The 16,394-nt window shown below is 68.3% G+C and carries 14 protein-coding genes; 7 read left to right on the top strand and 7 right to left on the bottom strand.

The genetic code is table 11. The annotated features are described in order from the left end of the window. Positions 1 to 7: 7 nt before the first annotated feature. The 4 genes from ABIE00_RS09805 to chcC2 all read right to left on the bottom strand — a co-directional run bounded on the left by ABIE00_RS09805 (position 8) and on the right by chcC2 (position 5,280). Entirely contained in the window at positions 8 to 1,306 is a 1,299-nt protein-coding gene (locus ABIE00_RS09805) for an NAD(P)/FAD-dependent oxidoreductase (protein ID WP_354259602.1), read from the bottom strand. Further along, positions 1,299 to 2,591 (bottom strand): cytochrome P450, encoded by a 1,293-nt coding sequence (locus tag ABIE00_RS09800; protein ID WP_354259599.1) that lies wholly within the window; start codon positions 2,589 to 2,591, stop codon positions 1,299 to 1,301. Before ABIE00_RS09800 ends, ABIE00_RS09805 begins: the two co-directional genes overlap by 8 nt. Positions 2,592 to 2,746: 155 nt before the next feature. Further along, entirely contained in the window at positions 2,747 to 3,499 is a 753-nt protein-coding gene (locus ABIE00_RS09795) for an IclR family transcriptional regulator (RefSeq protein WP_354259596.1), read from the bottom strand. A 20-nt stretch (positions 3,500 to 3,519) separates the two neighbouring features. After that, on the bottom strand, positions 3,520 to 5,280 hold the full coding sequence (gene chcC2, locus ABIE00_RS09790; RefSeq protein ID WP_354259593.1) for a 4-oxocyclohex-2-ene-1-carboxylate 5-dehydrogenase: 1,761 nt from the start codon (positions 5,278 to 5,280) through the stop codon (positions 3,520 to 3,522). A 133-nt stretch (positions 5,281 to 5,413) separates the two neighbouring features. Here chcC2 and ABIE00_RS09785 point away from each other — a divergent pair, with 133 nt between their 5' ends. The 6 genes from ABIE00_RS09785 (at position 5,414) to ABIE00_RS09760 (ending at position 10,720) form a co-directional block, all read left to right on the top strand. Then, on the top strand, positions 5,414 to 6,199 hold the full coding sequence (locus ABIE00_RS09785; RefSeq protein WP_354259590.1) for an IclR family transcriptional regulator: 786 nt from the start codon (positions 5,414 to 5,416) through the stop codon (positions 6,197 to 6,199). A 106-nt stretch (positions 6,200 to 6,305) separates the two neighbouring features. After that, entirely contained in the window at positions 6,306 to 7,067 is a 762-nt protein-coding gene (locus ABIE00_RS09780; RefSeq protein WP_354259587.1) for an SDR family NAD(P)-dependent oxidoreductase, read from the top strand. A gap of 66 nt (positions 7,068 to 7,133) precedes the next feature. Continuing rightward, positions 7,134 to 8,828, top strand: coding sequence for a 4-oxocyclohexanecarboxylate 2-dehydrogenase (chcC1, locus tag ABIE00_RS09775; protein WP_354259584.1), 1,695 nt, complete (start codon positions 7,134 to 7,136; stop codon positions 8,826 to 8,828). Between the two features lies 1 nt (position 8,829). After that, positions 8,830 to 9,159, top strand: coding sequence for a Dabb family protein (locus ABIE00_RS09770; RefSeq protein WP_354263314.1), 330 nt, complete (start codon positions 8,830 to 8,832; stop codon positions 9,157 to 9,159). Between the two features lie 10 nt (positions 9,160 to 9,169). Next, a complete protein-coding gene (locus ABIE00_RS09765) occupies positions 9,170 to 10,564 on the top strand; it encodes an MFS transporter (RefSeq protein WP_354259581.1) in 1,395 nt (464 codons plus the stop codon). A 27-nt stretch (positions 10,565 to 10,591) separates the two neighbouring features. Further along, positions 10,592 to 10,720, top strand: coding sequence for a hypothetical protein (locus ABIE00_RS09760; protein ID WP_354259578.1), 129 nt, complete (start codon positions 10,592 to 10,594; stop codon positions 10,718 to 10,720). A 4-nt stretch (positions 10,721 to 10,724) separates the two neighbouring features. On the opposite strand, the gene ABIE00_RS09755 is transcribed toward ABIE00_RS09760, so the two are convergent. After that, positions 10,725 to 11,528, bottom strand: coding sequence for a GNAT family N-acetyltransferase (locus ABIE00_RS09755; protein ID WP_502914209.1), 804 nt, complete (start codon positions 11,526 to 11,528; stop codon positions 10,725 to 10,727). A gap of 109 nt (positions 11,529 to 11,637) precedes the next feature. Beyond that, positions 11,638 to 13,425 (bottom strand): aspartate--tRNA ligase, encoded by a 1,788-nt coding sequence (gene aspS / locus ABIE00_RS09750; RefSeq protein ID WP_354259575.1) that lies wholly within the window; start codon positions 13,423 to 13,425, stop codon positions 11,638 to 11,640. Positions 13,426 to 13,524: 99 nt separating this feature from the next. Here aspS and ABIE00_RS09745 point away from each other — a divergent pair, with 99 nt between their 5' ends. Continuing rightward, positions 13,525 to 14,778, top strand: a complete 1,254-nt coding sequence (locus ABIE00_RS09745; protein ID WP_354259572.1) for an APC family permease — start codon at positions 13,525 to 13,527, stop codon at positions 14,776 to 14,778. Between the two features lie 15 nt (positions 14,779 to 14,793). Here ABIE00_RS09745 and hisS read toward each other — a convergent pair whose 3' ends face one another. Continuing rightward, entirely contained in the window at positions 14,794 to 16,146 is a 1,353-nt protein-coding gene (hisS, locus tag ABIE00_RS09740) for a histidine--tRNA ligase (protein WP_331572850.1), read from the bottom strand. Positions 16,147 to 16,394 lie beyond the last annotated feature (248 nt).

Below are 16,394 nucleotides of genomic sequence, written 5' to 3'. Positions count from 1 at the left end.
GGTTTCCTTAGGATCGGGCTGCCGCAAGGTCAGCGTCGGTGGGGTTGGGTGTGCCGCAGATGGCTTCGGCGAGCGGGATGGCGGGGTCAGCGGCGAGCACCGGGTCGATCCGGGCTCCCCGGGCGATCAGCCGCTTGGCCGTGCGGAACTCGGCCAGGTTGGCGATGGTGTCGACGGCGGCGAGGCGGCCGTCGCGGACGTAGACCACTGAGAATTTGCCGCCGGCGGGTTCGCCGCGAACGAAAACATCGTCCTCCGGATGGCGGACGCCGGCGGTCTGCAGCCGGACACCGTGCTGGACGGTCCAGAACCACGGAACCTCCGGTTCGGCGGCCGGTTGACCGGTGATGTGCGCCGCTACCCGGTCTGCCTGCGCCAGCGCATTCTGGATGCACTCGAGCCGCTGGCTGGCCCTGTCGATGGGACTGGTGAACCGCGTGACGTCCCCGCTGGCGTAGATGGCGGGATCGGAGGTCCCGCCGTCCCCGTCCACGAGGATGCCGTCCCGGCACTCGAGGCCTGCACCCGCGGCCAGCTCCTGGTTGGGCAGGACGCCGATGCCGGCGAGGACGACGTCGGCAGGAAAGCTCGTGCCGTCGGCCATGGTCACGCGTTCGGCCCGTTCCCCGCCGTCGATCGATGTGACCGCGGCGCCGAAGACGAACCGGACCCCGTGCCGCCCGTGGAGCTGCTCGAAGTGGCGGGAGACGGGGGCTGACGTTACCCTGCTCATCACCCGGTCCTGGAACTCGAGCACAGTGACCTCGCACCCTGCCGCGGCCGCCGCCGCGGCCACCTCCAGCCCGATGTACCCGGCGCCGATGATGGCCACGCGGGCTCCCGGCACCAGCAGCCTTTTGAGTTCGAGGGCATCGTCCCGCGTCCGCAGGGACCGCACCCCCGGAAGACCGGACCCCGGCACGGTGAGGGGCCGCGCCCGTGAACCCGTGGCGATGACCAGGCGGTGGTATGCCGGCCGCGTCCCGTCGGACAGCTGCACGGTCCGGCCTACCCTGTCTATGGACTCCGCGGTGACGCCGGCAAGCCTGGCGATGCCCTTGTCCGCATAGAACTTCTCCTTGCGGAGCACGGCTGGGTCGTCGGGGGCGCCGTCCTTCAGGAGTTCCTTGGAGAGCGGCGGCCGTTCATAGGGCAGTTCCTGCTGTGCGTCGATGAGCAGAATGCCGCCTTCCCAACCGCGGGTGCGGAGCCCTGCGGCGACAGCGACGCCGGAGTGTCCCGAACCGATGATGACCACGGGGTCCTGGGCCGCTGCGGGTGCTGCGGTGCCTGTGCCGTTACGCATTGGTCTCCTCCTTCAGCACCACGTGCAGGTGCTCCGGGCCCGAGTTGGTCAGGTTGTTGCCGCGCACGTATTCGATGGGTCTGTCCGGATCCAGCGTGAGCGAGGCCAGCTTTTCGGCAAGCAGCTTCACGGTGACCAGTACCTCAAGCCGGGCAAGCGGCGCGCCGAGGCAGCTGTGGACCCCGTGCCCGAAGCCGAGGTGGCCGTCGGTGTTGCGGTCGATGTCGAAGCGCTCGCCGTCGGGATACTTGCCGCTGTCCCGGTTGGCGGCGGCGGGCAGCAGCCGGACAATTGCGCCGGCCGGAATCGTCACGCCGGCAACCTCCACCTCCTCCGTGGTGATGCGGCTGGCCCGCTGGACGGTGCCGCGGTAGCGGGCCAGTTCCTCGACGAAGAGGCTCGCGTCATCCGGATTCCGGCGGATCCGGTCCAGCAGGGCGGGCTGCTCGCTGAAGATCCGGAAGGCGTTGGCCAGCAGGATGGTGGTGGTGTCGTGGCCTGCGACAAACACAAAGGCGCAGAGTTCCTTGGCTTCCTTTTCGCTGAGCAGGCCGTCCTTCCACATCCGGGCGATGTGGCCGCCGACCGAGTCGCTGTCCTCCCGGTACAGGCGCTCCATGGTGTCCTTGAGATAGGCGAAGAACTCGAAGGTGCTTTGCTCGTCGGTGCCTGTGCCCTGGGCGTTGCGGGCCAGCCGGCCAAAGTAGCTGAAGGTCTCGTCGGACCAGAACTTCATCTTCTCGAAGTCCTCGGCCGGAACGTCGAGCAGGGCGCTGATGGTGGACATGCTCAGCGGGATGGCGTAGTCGTCCACGGCGTCCCCGCCGCCGGCGGCGAGCATCGGCGCCAGGTACTTTTCAGCGTTCTCCCGCACCCGCTCCTCAAAGCGGGCGATGGCCTTGGGGATGAAGGCCTGCGCCACCACCTGGCGGAGCCGCGTGTGGTTGGGGGCGTCGAACAGCGTCAGGAAGGTCAGCGGGACCGGGTCCACAACCTGGGAGGAGAAGACCTTCGGTGCCCGCATGGCCCGGCGGACGTCGTCGTAGCGGGAGATGAACCAGACATCCGATACCGGTGAATGGGCTCGCAGGACCGGGGCGTTCTCGCGCATCCACTGGTAGTGGCGGTAGGGGTCGCCCTGGGTCCCGTCGTCCACCACTTTGAAGGGCGCCAGGCCCTCCGGCCAGTCAAGTTCGTGCGAATACGGGGGCAGCGTGGTTGGGGGCAGGGTGTTCGGGGACGGTGCGGAGACCGGGGGTGCTGCTGTCAGTGGGCAAGACATCATCGTCCTTCTTTCCGGTTGGCTTCGGCGTCATCGCGTGTGATCCGCCTCTCACACCACAGTGCGGGATCCGCCGCGCCCGCCCCCACAGGTCTTCCGTTCATCGGTTGCGAAAGCCGGCCCGGTAGTGGGCCGAGCGGATTTAGCCGGCCGCACAACTAAGCGGATTTCAGCGCGCGGGAGATCCCGTGCGCAGCGGTCAGCAGGGCGGGGACGATCAAGGGAACCGCGGCGTCCAGCCGCGGCACGATGGCGTTGAGCGCCGCAGCGACCGTATTGCCGGGCCCGAAGACGGGCACCGCGATGCCCGTCCACTCGGTGACGCCGATGCCGGGCAGGGCCACGTAGCCGCGCTGCCTGATCTCGGCCAGGTGCCTGCGGATAAGGGCAGGGTCCGTGATGGTTTCTGGGGTAACGGCCTTTAGGGGCTTTGTGAGCACCCCGGCCTGGACGGCAGGCGGCGAGAACGCCAGCAGTACCAGCCCGGACGAGGCTGCGTGGATGGGCATCCGCTGCGCAATGTGGGCTGCATCGAGGCTGGAGTGCGGCGAGGAGAGGCGCTCCACGTACAGCACGGTGCCGTGGTCCAGTACGGCGAGGGTGGTGTGCTGGTGGACGGCTGCCTGGACGTCCTCCATGAACGGCAGCGCCAGCTCGCGGAGGTTCAGGGCACGGGAGCCGCGGGCGGCGAGCTCCCACATCCGCATCCCTGAGCACAGGTTTCCGTCCGGCAGCCGCTCAATCAGGCCGTGCAGGACGAGGTCATCCACCAGCCGGTGCGCGGTGGTCAGCGGCAGGCCGGCGCGGCGGGCGAGGCCGGAGAGCGTCATGGCCGGCAAGTCCCGGTCGAAGGCGCCCATGAGCCGCACCACGCGGCTGATCACCGATTCCCCCGAGGGAGAGTTCGCCATGGCGGTCTCCGGCCCGGCGCCTAGCGGGGCACCGCGTTGGCTGGCCGCGATCCGGTGTGGTCCCCCGCCCGGTCCGCGTTCCGCTCCCCGGCAAGCCTGGCGATGTCGCGTCCGGCACGGTAGCCGAACACCAGAGCCGGTCCAATGTGGGAGCCGTAGCCGGGGTACCCGCCGCCGAAGACGCTGACCGCGGCCGCGCCCACTGCCAGAAGTCCGGGGACCACTGCCCCTTCGGCCGTGACAACCTCGGAGTTTTCGTTGACGCCGAGGCCGGCGAACGTGCCCAGATCGCCCATTTGGATCTTCGCCGCGTAGTAGGGGCCTCTGCCCACCGGCGCAAGGTTCGGGTTCGGCTTGTGCTCGAGGTCGCCCCGGAAGTGGTTGTACTGGGTGGAGCCGCGGCCGAAGGCAGGGTCCTCGCCTCGCTCAGCCGCCGGGTTGAAGCCGGCGACTGTGGCTTCCAGTCCCTCGGCATCGATGCCTAGCTTTCCGGCCAGCTCGGCCAGGGTGTTCCCCTTAACCAGGTAGCCGGTCCGGTAGAAGTAGCCGCGGGGCATCGGCCATGGCTTGGCGTAGCCGATGCCGTATTTGTGCATCGTTTTCGCGTCGCCGATCACGTAGCCGAAGGTCCTGTCCTCGTCCTTGTTGTGCTCGATCATGGCCCCGCCGAAGTCGTGGTAGCTCAGGGCCTCGTTGCCGAAGCGCCTGCCGTGGCGGTCGACGGCGATCAGGCCGGGCAGGCCGATGGCCCGCAGGTGCGGAAAGAGCCGCTGTGCGCCGCTGAGGTATTTGAACACTGTCACCGGGGCCCAGGAACCAACGCTGAACACGGAATCGTCGATGTAGCCGCCGGCTCGCATCGCAAGCGTGGCGGCGTCGCCGCCGTGGCCCACGGTGGGGGTGAAGTGGTCGTCGCCGCCGGCATCGTGCGGGAAATACCGCTGCCGCAGTTCCCTGTTTCCGGAGAAACCGCCGGCGGCGAGGATGACGCCGGCCCGCGCTGTGACGGTGACGTCCCGTTCTCCGCCGATGACAGCACCGGTGACGGTCCCGGCGTCGTCCCTGGTGAGGGACAGCGCCGGTGAGCCCTTCCACAGCCGGACGCCCAGGTCGTCCGCACTCTTAACCATGCGGGTCATCAGGGCGTTGCCGTTGGAGCGCAGGACCGGACGCTTGTAGCGGGCAGCGTCGGCCCAGGTCCGCAGCAGCTTTTTGGCGACGTAGATAAAGGATTTGACCGACTGGTTCACGTGGAAGAACTCGTTGATGTCCGGCCCCACCTGCGGCATGTAGCCAAAGACTGTGTAGGAACTCATGTACGGCTGCATTAGGAGCCGTTTGTCCCCCAGCACACGTGCGTCCACGTCCTGCGGCAGGATGGCCCTGCCGGACAGCTTCGCCCCGGGCAGGTCCATCTGGTAGTCCGGGGCCTTCTCCGGGTAAGTGAATTTCACGTCGGTTTCGTTTTCGAAGAAGGAGACCGCCTCGGGGACGGTATCCAGGAAGTTCCGGACCCCTGCCTCGTTGAAGGTCTCGGGCGCGAGGTTCTTCAGGTAGGTCTCGGCGTCCTCGCGCGTATCGCCCTGCGCCACGCCCTGCTTGTTGCCGGGGACCCAGGCCCAGCCCGCCGAAATGGCGGTGGTCCCGCCAAAGTACTGTTCCTTTTCGGCGACGATCACACTCAATCCCTGCGAGGCCGCCTTCAACGCTGCGGCCAGCCCGGCCACGCCCGATCCGATGACGAGGACGTCACAGACCGCCGACTTTGCGGGTTCTGTCATGGTTCCTGCTCCGTTCTGCCTGCGGGCCACTCCTTTGCGGCGGCAGGCGTTGACTGACAAACCCCCAGTAGACCCGGGGGCACGGCCGCCCGGGAGGAGGATTACCATTGAGCGGGAATCGACAGGAGGAACAGTGGCCAACTCCGCATCCGGCGAGTCGATCATCGGCCGGTTCGTGAAGATCGTGAGCGCTTTCGATGACCGGCACACCGCCATGAGCGTTGCCGAGCTCGGGCGCCGCACCGGCCTGCCGGTGACCACCACGTACCGCCTGGTCAACGACCTGCTGCTCGAGCGGCTGCTGGAACGCGAGCCCGGCGGGGACATTCACATCGGCACGCGCATGTGGGAACTGGCGTCCCGGGGCTCCAAGATGCTGGGCCTGCGCGAGGCTGCCCTGCCCTTCATGGAGGACGTCCAGGCCGTGGTGCAGCACTCCACCACGCTGGGCATCCTCGATTCGGACGAGGTGCTGTACATCGAGCGGCTCGGCTCGGACAGGACCATCGTGGACATCACCAAGATCGCCGGCAGGCTGCCGGTCCACGCCACGTCCTCGGGACTGGTGCTGCTGGCACACTCCCTGGCCGCGTACCAGGACGCCTTCCTGTCCCGGCCACTGACGAAGTTCACCGAGACGACACTGACCGAGCCGGCCGCGCTCCGGCGCCACCTGGCCGAGATCCGGCAGCGCGGCTTCGCTGCCATGCCCGGGGTGATCGTGCCGGAGTCCAGCGGCATCGCCGTGCCTGTGTTCGGCCCGGACAACACCGTCCGCGCCGCGCTCAGCGTGGTGGTGCCGCGCAACGAGGAGAACACGCCCGCCCGGGTGCCCGTCCTGATGGCGGCGGCCCGCGGGATCTCGCGGGCCCTGGGCTGGCGGGGCGAGCTGAAGGGAACGCTCCGGCAAAGCCACTGAAAGCCGCCTTTGCCGTTCATCGGTAATCGTGTGGTTCCGCTCACAGGTCCCCTGCCACGCTGGCTGGAAAGCAGCGATCAGGCTGCAGGATCACGAGGAGCACCATATGAACCCCACCCAGTACCGCGTGGCCGGAAAGACCGCCATTGTCACCGGCGGACGCGGAGACCTGGGCAGCGCCACCGCCGCCCTCCTTGCCGAACACGGCGCGAAGGTCGCCAGCCTGGACGTCGCCGGCATCCCGGCCGCCGCTGCCCACGAAAACATCAGTGAGTACGACGTCGACGTCACCGGCGAGGCCAGCGTCGCCGAGGCCATCCGCCGGGTCCGCGACGAACTGGGCACGCCGGACGTCCTGGTCAACGCCGCCGGCATCATCGGCCCGGCGGGCGCCTCCCATACCGCGTCGACGGCAGATTTCGACACGGTTTTCAACGTCAACGTCAAGGGCGTCTGGCTGATGACCAAGCACGTGGTGCCGGGCATGATCGAAAAGGGCACCGGCAGCATCGTTAATTTCTCCTCCATCCACGGCATCACCGGCGGCCGGAACGTGCCTCTGTACCACGCCACCAAGGGGGCCGTGCGGCTCCTGAGCAAGTCGGACGCCGCAGCCTACGGCGGTTACGGCATCCGGGTGAACTCCATCCACCCCGGATCCATGAACACCCGGATGAGCCGCCGCTCTGCGGAGCAGTCGGACATCGGACCCGAGGCCTACTACAAGCAGCTGGTGGGCTCCAATCCGCTGCCCCGCCAGGGCGAACCAAACGAAATCGCGTACGGCGTGCTCTACCTCGCCTCGGACGAGTCCCGCTTCACCACGGGTTCCGAGCTGGTCATCGACGGCGGCTACACGGCCGTCTGAGGCCGCCAACTCAGCAGCGCCCAACTGCCGCAGCACCATCATCTTCCTCTTGAAAGGCAACACCCCATGAAATTCGTCAACGGCACCTCCGCGGACACCTACGACGTCGTCGTCGTCGGTTCCGGTGCGGGAGCACTCACGGCGGCGGCCACTGCCGCCCGGGCCGGCAAGTCCGTCGTCGTCCTCGAAAAGAGTGACCTCCTGGGCGGGACCTCGTCCGTATCCGGCGGCATGCTGTGGGTGGCGGACAACCACCACGCCCGGAAGGCCGGGATCACCGATTCCAAGGCTGCGGCCGCGCAGTATGTCCGCGCCGTGGCCCGCGGCCGGGGCCGGGAGGAACTGCTGGACGCAGCGCTGAACTATGGCGACCAGATGCTCCGCTTCGTCGAGGAGCAGTGCGGCGTCCGCTTCATCTTCCTCGACAACTTTCCCGACTACCGGCAGGATCTCCCCGGCGCCATGACAGGCGGACGCACCGTGGAACCCGAGCTGTTCAACAGCACCGAAGCGCTGGGCGGCCTCCGGAAGCATGTTCGCAGTGACGGACGTGCGCCGTTCACCATGCAGGAATACGAGGAGTGGGGCGCCTTCACCAAGTTCCCGTGGGACGACCTGGCCGGCCGCCAGAACGACGGCCTGGTTGCCAAGGGGCAGGCGCTGGTTTCCATGCTGCTCGCCAGCCTGGTCCGCGACAACGCCGCGCTCGTCACCGGGGCACGCGGGCATCGCCTGCTCACCGACGGCCTGCTCAGCGAGGGAGGCCGGGTGGCCGGCGTCGAACTCGAAACAGGCGAAAGGTTCCATGCCCGCGACGGCGTGGTGCTCGCGACCGGCGGCTTCGAATGGGACAAGGCCCTGGCCGACTCCATGCTCGCGTCCCGGCTCTACACGATGTGCTCCCCGCCCTCGAACACCGGCGACGGACTGCGCATGTCGCAGCGCATCGGCGGCCAGACCCGCGGCACGCGCGAGGCCTGGTGGGCGCCGATGTCCGTCACCGGCGACACCCGTGACGGCCAGCCGGTGGGCACCCTGCTCCGGTTCGAACGGCAGGGCCCGGGATCCATCATGGTGAACCGGCACGGCCGCCGCTTCACCAACGAGTCGCAGAACTACAACGACCTCGCCCGCAGCCTGCAGTCCTGGGACTCCGCCGCGAACCGCACACTGAACACCCCGGCGCACGTGATCGTGGACCACGGCTACCTGGAGCGCTACGGAATCCTGGCCCACCGCGCCGGCCAGCCGACGCCGGACTACCTGGTCGAGGCGCCCACCCTGGCGGACCTCGCCGCCAAGATCAACGTTCCGGCCGAAAACCTGGAAGCCACCGTGGCCCGGTTCAACGGGTTCGCGGCCAGGGGCGAGGACCCCGACTTCGGCCGAGGCGAAAGCGCCTACGACAAGTACTGGGGCGACGCCGACTGCCCGTGGCCGAACCCGTCGCTGGGCCCGCTCGAGTCCGGGCCGTTCTATGCATTGGAGGTGGTGAACGGCGCCTTCGGCACCAATGGCGGCGTGGCCACCGACGGATCAGCCCGCGTGCTCGACGTCGACAACCGTCCCATCCCGGGCCTGTTCGCCGCCGGGAACACCACCGAGAACGCCTACGCGGCAGGATATCCCGGAGCCGGTGCCACCCTCGGTCCCATCATGACCATGGGCTACCTCGCCGGCCGCACCCTGGCCGGCCAGTCCCCCGAATATGTTTCTGCCGCGCCGTCACCGGTGGCCGAACTTGCCGGGACCGGTGCCTGAGATGATCCGGCACACCGTGCTCTTCCAGTTCAAGCCCGACTTCCCGCCGGCCGAGCGGCAGGCCTGGATTGACGGGCTCAACCACATGGCCGGAAGGATCCCCGGCATGCTCAGCCTCAGCCATGGCCCTGATGTGCTTAACACCGAGCGTTCCTTCGACTACGCCATCGTGGCCGACTTCGAAAGCGTTGAGGACATCGCGGTGTACAACACGCACCCGCTCCACGAGCCGCTGAAGGCGTACTCGTTCCCCAACAGCCGGCAGATCCTGGCGGTGGACTTCCACCTGCCGGACACCCCGCCGGCGCCCATTGAGACAACGCAGTCTTAAGGAGATTCCCGTGACCACCACCCCATCACCGCAGGTTCCGCTCCAGGTAAGTCAGCCGGCCCCGCGGAAAACGCCCCGCAAGGCCGCACTGGCGTCCTTCCTCGGCAGCACGCTGGAGTATTACGACTTCTTCATCTACGGCACCGCGGCAGCCCTGGTGTTCCCCCACCTGTTCTTCCCCTCCGCGGATCCGGCCATCGGCCTGATCGGCGCCTTCGCCACCTTCGGCGTCGCGTATGTGGCGCGGCCTGTCGGCGGCCTGGTGATGGGGCACTTCGGCGACAAGCTGGGCCGCAAGAAGATCCTGCTGCTGACCCTCGGCATCATGGGCCTGGCTTCCCTCGGCATCGGCTTCCTGCCCACTTACGAGCAGTTGGGCGTCTGGGCACCCATCCTGCTGGTGGCGGGCCGGCTGGCGCAGGGCTTCTCCGCCGGTGCGGAATCGGCGGGAGCCTCCACGCTGACGCTGGAACACTCGCCCGAAGGCAGGCGCGGGTTCTTCACCAGCTTCGTGATGACCGGGTACGCCTCCGGCATGGTGCTGGCCACCCTGGTTTTCATCCCGGTGACGTCACTGCCCCGGGACGCCATGATGGGCTGGGGCTGGCGCATCCCGTTCTGGCTGTCCATCGTGGTGCTGGCCATAGCCTACTGGGTCCGCACACACCTGGACGAAACACCCGTCTTCGAGGAGGCCCAGGAACGCCGGCAGGTGGCCCCGATGCCCCTCAAGGAAGTCCTCCGCTTCCAGGCACCGGACGTGCTGCGCGTGGCGGGAATGTCCATCATGTCCGTGATGCAGACCATTTTCACCGTGTTCGGACTCGCCTACGCCACGTCCGACGCCGGTTTCGACCGGGCCTCAATCCTGACGGTGAACGCCGTGGCCATCGGCCTGTCAATGTTCGCCATGCCGCTGGCGGCCAAGCTGTCGGACCGCATCGGCCGCCGCCCCCTTCTGCTGACCGCGGCGATCGGCTGCTCCGTCACGATCTTCCTGTACTTCCTGGCGCTCTCCTCGGGCAGCATCGTGCTGGTGTTCCTTGCCGCGTTCCTGAACATGACGGTGCTGTACTCGGGCTTCAACGGCGTCTGGCCGGCGTTCTTCGCCGAACAGTTCGCAGCGCCCGTCCGCTACTCCGGCATGGCACTGGGCAACCAGTTCGGCCTGGTCCTGGCAGGCTTCGGCCCGATGATCGCCGGGATGCTGCTGGCCCCCGGAGCCTGGGGCTGGGTGCCCGTGGCAGTCTTCGGCACCGTGTGCATGCTCATCGCCGCAGGATCCGCGTTCTGGTCCCGCGAGACTGCCGCCACGCCCATCGGCGAGCTCGGCGGACCGTACCTGGCGGGGACCGCACGCCGGCGTGAGGCGGAGGCGCAGCAGCCCGCCCTCCAGGACCGCTGAGCCGGCGCCGCCGGGAAGGAAAAGACCATGACGCAACCCACCCGCCGCGAACTGCAGTCAGATGCTGGGCACCCGGCAGAGATGCAGGGCGATTTCGACGGCGAGCTGGTCACCGCCCCCTGGCTGGGCCTGCACTACCGGTCCGAGACCGCGTAACAGGTCAGCAGCCGGTCAGGGATCGCCGCGGCCGCTCCTGCCGGTAGTAATAGCGGGACACCTCAGAGAACCCTGCCCGGGAGTACAGCTCCCGGGCAGCGGTGTTCGACGCCATCACCAGCAGCCAGTAGCCGGCCAGCCCTCTCGCCGCACCGGCGCTGAACAGGGCCTGCTGGACCCGGGTGGCGTACCCGCGGCGCCGGGCGTCGGGCCGGGTGGCCATGCAGTACAGCCCGCCCCAGCTGCCTGCCGCACCGGGAACAACGGCAAGGCGTCCGACGGCGGCCGGCCCGCCGTCGTCGGCCCTCACCAGCGCGTACAGCGCCGGGCAGCCGGTGAGGATGGCACGGGCCGTCTCAAGTTCCGCGGCGCCGCCGCGGCCGTCCACGGACCACCACAGGTCCAGCCATTCCGCCGACGGATACTCAGTGATTTCGACGCCGGCGCCGGGTTCCGGGGCATCCCCGCCGGCGGCAACGGCTAAGTCAGTTCTCCGCACCAGGATCAGCGTCTCGGATTGCCTGGTGAAGCCTTCCGCATCCAGGACGGCGTTCAGCGCGGAGCTGGCGGGAATATCGAACACCTGGAAGATCACCGGCAGCCGCCTGCGGCGGTACCAGGCCCGGGCGTCCCGCAGCGCGGTGAGCCGCTCATCGCCCGCATCCAGGGGCTCCGAGCGCGGCCAGATGGAGTTGGCGCGCTGGGTGACGCCGCCGGCCGCGCGGAGAACCCAGCCGCCGGACAGCGCGCGGTCCGGTGCGGGCCAGGCCGCGTCCATGGCGTACTCCAGATCAGGCAACACGGCCACGGCACTCCTTCGTCAACGGCAGGAGGCTCCCCCGATCTGGTGACAGATCCGGGGAGCCTCCTGCTCCCGGTTTAAGCCTCGCGGTAGCTCACGCGTCGAGCAGCGCGGCTCAGTCGGCCTTCTTCTCTTCCGGTTTCTTGGCCTCGGGCTTGAAGTCGACCCCGGCCTCCTTGCGCTGCTGCCCGGTGATCGGCGCCGGGGCGTCGGTCAGGGGGTCGTGGCCGCCGCCGGACTTCGGGAAGGCGATGACGTCGCGGATCGAGTCCACGCCTGCCAGCAGCGCCACCACGCGGTCCCAGCCGAAGGCGATGCCGCCGTGCGGCGGGGCGCCGTACTTGAAGCCCTCAAGCAGGAAGCCGAACTTCGTCTGGGCATCGGCCTTGTCCAGGCCCATGAGTTCAAAGACGCGCTCCTGGACTTCGCGTTCGTGGATACGGATGGAGCCGCCGCCGATTTCGTTGCCGTTGCAGACGATGTCGTAGGCGTAGGAGAGCGCGGCCTCCGGGTCCTGGTCAAAGTTGTCCAGGAACTCCGGCTTCGGCGAGGTGAAGGCGTGGTGCACGGCGGTCCACTGGCCACCGCCGACAGCCACATCGCCCGATGCCACCGCGGCGGCGGCGGGTTCGAACATGGGGGCGTCGACAACCCAGCAGAAGGCCCACGCGCTGGGGTCGATCAGGCCGGTGCGGTGTCCGATCTCAACGCGGGCAGCGCCGAGCAGCGCGCGGGACGGGGTCTTCTCGCCGGCGGCGAAGAAGATGCAGTCGCCCGGCTTGGCGCCAACGGCGTCGGCCAGGCCTGCGCGCTCGGTCTCGGTGAGGTTCTTGGCCACGGGGCCGGCGAGCTCGCCGTCCTCCTTGTAGAGGACGTACGCCAGGCCCTTGGCACCGCGCTGCTTGGCCCATTCCTGCCAGGCATCGAGTGCACGGCGGGCCTGCGAGGCACCGCCGGGCATGACGACGGCGCCGACATAGGGAGCCTTGAAGACGCCGAAGTTGGTGTCCTTGAAGAACTCGGTCAGTTCGGTCAGCTCCTGGCCGAACCGAAGGTCGGGCTTGTCCGATCCGAAGCGGGCCATGGCGTCGGCGTAGGTGATGCGCTGGATCGGCGTCGGGATTTCGACGTCGATCAGGTTCCAGACAGCCTTGACGATGCCCTCGCCGAGCCGGATGATGTCGTCCTGCTCGACGAAGCTGGCCTCGATGTCGAGCTGGGTGAACTCGGGCTGGCGGTCGGCGCGGAAGTCCTCATCGCGGTAGCAACGCGCGATCTGGTAATACTTCTCGAACCCGCCCACCTGCAGGAGCTGCTTGAACAGCTGCGGCGACTGCGGCAGCGCGTACCAGGAACCCGGCGCCAGGCGGGCGGGGACCAGGAAGTCACGGGCGCCTTCCGGCGTCGAACGCGTCAGGGTGGGCGTCTCGATTTCGACGAAGCCCTCTTCGTGCAGCAGCTCACGGGCCACGCGGTTGGCCTCGGAGCGGAGGCGGAGGTTGCGGCTGGGCCCCGGGCGGCGCAGGTCCAGGTAGCGGTGCTTGAGCCGGGCTTCCTCCCCCACTTCCACGTGCTCGTCGATCTGGAAGGGCAGCGCGTCGGCGGTGTTGAGGATGACCACCTTGTCCGCCATGACCTCCACCTCGCCCGTGGCCAGGGCAGGGTTCTCGTTGCCTTCCGGGCGCTTGGAGACCGTGCCGGTCACCTGGAGCACGTATTCGTTGCGCAGCCCGTGGAAGACCTCTTCCTCACGGACCACCACCTGCGCCACGCCCGAGGCGTCACGCAGATCGACGAATGCGACACCACCGTGATCACGACGGCGGCCAACCCAGCCTGCCAGGGTTACGGTTTGTCCAATGTGCTCGGAGCGAAGGGATCCGAGGTCATGTGTGCGCAGCACAGCATTCCTTTCAGAAGGAAGACAGAATGAAGTTTAAATACGATCGTTGCGGAAACGATCCCGTCCGAGTTTACCCGTTTGAAAGGTTCCTGCCCCGCCATGACCAAGCACCAGCAGCTGCAACGAAGGCTGGGTGTGGCCGACGCAACAGCCATCGGGCTCGGATCCATGCTCGGCGCCGGCGTATTTGTCGTCTTCGCACCGGCCGCCCGGCTCGCCGGATCGTTGCTCCTCGTGGCCATCGCCCTGGCCGGCGCCGTGGCGTACTGCAACGCCGTGGCGTCCGCCCAGCTCGCGGCGAAGTACCCGCAAAGCGGCGGGACATACATCTACGGCCGGAAGCAGCTGGGCGAGTGGCCCGGCTTCCTGGCCGGCTGGGGCTTTGTCACCGGCAAATCGGCCTCCTGCGCGGCCATGGCCCTGACCTTCGGCCAATACGTTGCACCGGGGTATGCCACCCCCGCGGCCATCGCAGCGGTGGCCGCACTGACCGGCGTGAACCTGCTGGGCATCACCCGGACCGCTTTCCTGACCCGCATCCTGCTGGCCGTGGTCCTCGCCACACTTGCGTTCGTGGCCGCGGCGAGCATTCTGGGACCGCACGTTGCCGGCGTCGGAACAGTTTCCGGACCGGGCAGCGCCTGGGGCATCCTGCCCGCAGCTGGCCTGGTCTTCTTCGCCTTTGCCGGGTACGCGCGCATCGCCACGCTCGGCGAGGAGGTCAAGGACCCGGCCCGCGTCATTCCGCGCGCCGTCCTCGGTGCCCTGGCCGGAGCGCTGGCCATCTACCTGCTGCTGGGTGCGCTGCTGCTGGCGCATCTTCCGGTGCAGGTGCTGGCCTCCTCCACGGCGCCGCTGCTCGACGCTGTGGAACAGTCACGCCTGGCCGCCGGAGCGCCGGCCGTCCAGGCCGGGGCCGCTGCCGCCTCGCTCGGTGCACTGCTGGCCCTCATCACCGGGGTGGGACGCACGGCCATGGCGATGGCCCGCGAACGCGACCTGCCCGTCCCCCTGGCCCGGGTGGGCGGCCGCCACCCGGTGCCGGTGACCGCCGAGCTGGCGGTGGCCGCCGTCGTCGTTCTGTTGTTGCTCACCACCGACGTGCTGACGGTGGTGGGTTTGTCCAGCTTTGGCGTCCTGCTCTACTACGCCGTGACGAATGCCGCCGCGTTCACGCTGCGGGACCGGCCCCGGCACGCGCCCAGGTGGCTGAACGCCGCGGGGCTGGCTGGCTGCCTGCTCCTGGCGTTCACCCTGCCAGCCGCCTCGGCGCTCGGCATGGCGGCCGTCATGGCCGCCGGACTCGCCGGCCGGGCCGTTGTGCTGGCGTTCCGGAAGCGGCGGTTGAGCTAGCCCAGGGCGGGAACGCTAGGCCGAGGGTGCGGCGATGACCTGGACGCGGATGTCGTCCTCCGACGGCGTCCACGTCGCCGGGTCGGCGTCAACCTGCACGCCGGAGCGGATGTCCTTGACCTGGTGCTTGCCGTCCTCGTCCGTGAACCAGACGAACGGGATGCCGCGCCGGTCAGCGAACTTGATCTGCTTGCCGAATTTCTCGGCCTTGGCGGCCACCTCTGCGGCGATGCCGCGGCTGCGCAGCTCCGTGGCCACGTCCTGCGCCTCGCCCCAGCTCTCGTCCGAGGTGAGCGCAACGAACACTGCCGTGGGCACTGAACGGGAAGCCTTGGCCAGGTCCTGGCTGAGGATGCGGGAGACGAGCCGGGTCACGCCGATGGACAGCCCGACGCCGGGGAACTTCCGGTTGCCCTTGCTGGCCAGGGCGTCGTAGCGGCCGCCGGAACAGATCGAGCCGAGCTGCTCGTGGCCCACCAGGACGGTTTCCACGACGGTTCCGGTGTAGTAGTCCAGGCCGCGGGCGATGCTGAGGTCGGCGACGACCTTGCCGGGGACCCGCTTTACTGCGGCCTCGATCACCTGTTCGAGTTCGTTCAGGCCCTCTTCCAGGAGGTCGTTGCTGACTCCCAGCGAGCGGACCTGCGCCGCGAAGGACGTGTCCTCGGTCTTGATGCCGGCCAGCTTGAGGGCAGCCTGTGCCTGCTCGTCTGTGGCGCCGAGCTCGGATTTGAGAAGCTCAGCCACCTTCTCCGGGCCGATCTTTTCCAGTTTGTCGATGCTGCGGAGCACGCCGGCGGTGTCGGTCAGGCCGATGCCCCGGTAAAAGCCTTCCGCGAGCTTCCTGTTGTTGATGCGCAGCCGGAACTCCGGGATCGGGAGGGCGCCCAGCGCCTCGGCGATGACCAAAGCGATCTCAACGTCGTAACGGAAAGGCAGCTCGCCGTCACCCACCACGTCAATGTCAGCCTGGGTGAATTCGCGGGCACGGCCCTCCTGCGGGCGTTCGCCGCGCCAGACCTTCTGGATCTGGTAGCGCCGGAACGGGAAGGCCAGGTAGCCGGCGTTTTCCACGACGTACCGGGCGAAGGGCACGGTGAGGTCGAAGTGCAGGGCGAGGGCGTGCGGGTCGTGCTTGCCCTTGGCGTCCTCTCCCTCGTCGTCCTGCAGCCGGCTCAGGCCATAGACCTCTTTGTCGATCTCGCCCTTGCGGAGCAGCTGGCCCACGGTCTCCACTGCGCGGGTTTCGATGGAGCCGAATCCGTGCAGCTCGAAGGTGCGGCGCAGAGAGTCCAGGACATGCTGCTCCACCAGCCGCTCCTCGGGAAGCCACTCGGGGAATCCGGACAGAGAGGCGGTGCGTGCCATGGTGGAGTTTCTCCTCAGGTAAACGAAGGCCGGTGCCGCTGCGCAAATTTCCGCGTCGCCATTTGAATCAAACAGCTGCGGCAGCGGCGGGAGTCCAGCCTGTTCTGCATAAACTTATGTGCGGCAGTCAGTTTATGCTTTCGGCGCCCGCATCTCTAATGCGGGAGGCCGGGCGCCGGGCGGCTGCCGCAGTTCAATCTGCAGCCGTGCAATCTGCTGCCGGGCATGCCTTCCAGGGGCCTGCCCGG

Source organism: Arthrobacter sp. OAP107 (assembly GCF_040546765.1).
Taxonomy (GTDB): Bacteria; Actinomycetota; Actinomycetes; order Actinomycetales; family Micrococcaceae; genus Arthrobacter.
The sequence above is the reverse complement of the archived record's forward strand: the minus strand, read 5'-3'. Positions and strand labels throughout refer to the sequence as shown.

Bases quoted from the DNA above. Each gene is read 5' to 3' on its own strand.
- ABIE00_RS09805 (WP_354259602.1), bottom strand. From the start codon at position 1,306: ATGCGTAACGGCACAGGCACCGCAGCACCCGCAGCGGCCCAGGACCCC.
- ABIE00_RS09800 (WP_354259599.1), bottom strand. From the start codon at position 2,591: ATGATGTCTTGCCCACTGACAGCAGCACCCCCGGTCTCCGCACCGTCC.
- ABIE00_RS09795 (WP_354259596.1), bottom strand. From the start codon at position 3,499: ATGGCGAACTCTCCCTCGGGGGAATCGGTGATCAGCCGCGTGGTGCGG.
- chcC2 (WP_354259593.1), bottom strand. From the start codon at position 5,280: ATGACAGAACCCGCAAAGTCGGCGGTCTGTGACGTCCTCGTCATCGGA.
- ABIE00_RS09780 (WP_354259587.1), top strand. From the start codon at position 6,306: ATGAACCCCACCCAGTACCGCGTGGCCGGAAAGACCGCCATTGTCACC.
- chcC1 (WP_354259584.1), top strand. From the start codon at position 7,134: ATGAAATTCGTCAACGGCACCTCCGCGGACACCTACGACGTCGTCGTC.
- ABIE00_RS09770 (WP_354263314.1), top strand. From the start codon at position 8,830: ATGATCCGGCACACCGTGCTCTTCCAGTTCAAGCCCGACTTCCCGCCG.
- ABIE00_RS09760 (WP_354259578.1), top strand. From the start codon at position 10,592: ATGACGCAACCCACCCGCCGCGAACTGCAGTCAGATGCTGGGCACCCG.
- ABIE00_RS09745 (WP_354259572.1), top strand. From the start codon at position 13,525: ATGACCAAGCACCAGCAGCTGCAACGAAGGCTGGGTGTGGCCGACGCA.
- hisS (WP_331572850.1), bottom strand. From the start codon at position 16,146: ATGGCACGCACCGCCTCTCTGTCCGGATTCCCCGAGTGGCTTCCCGAG.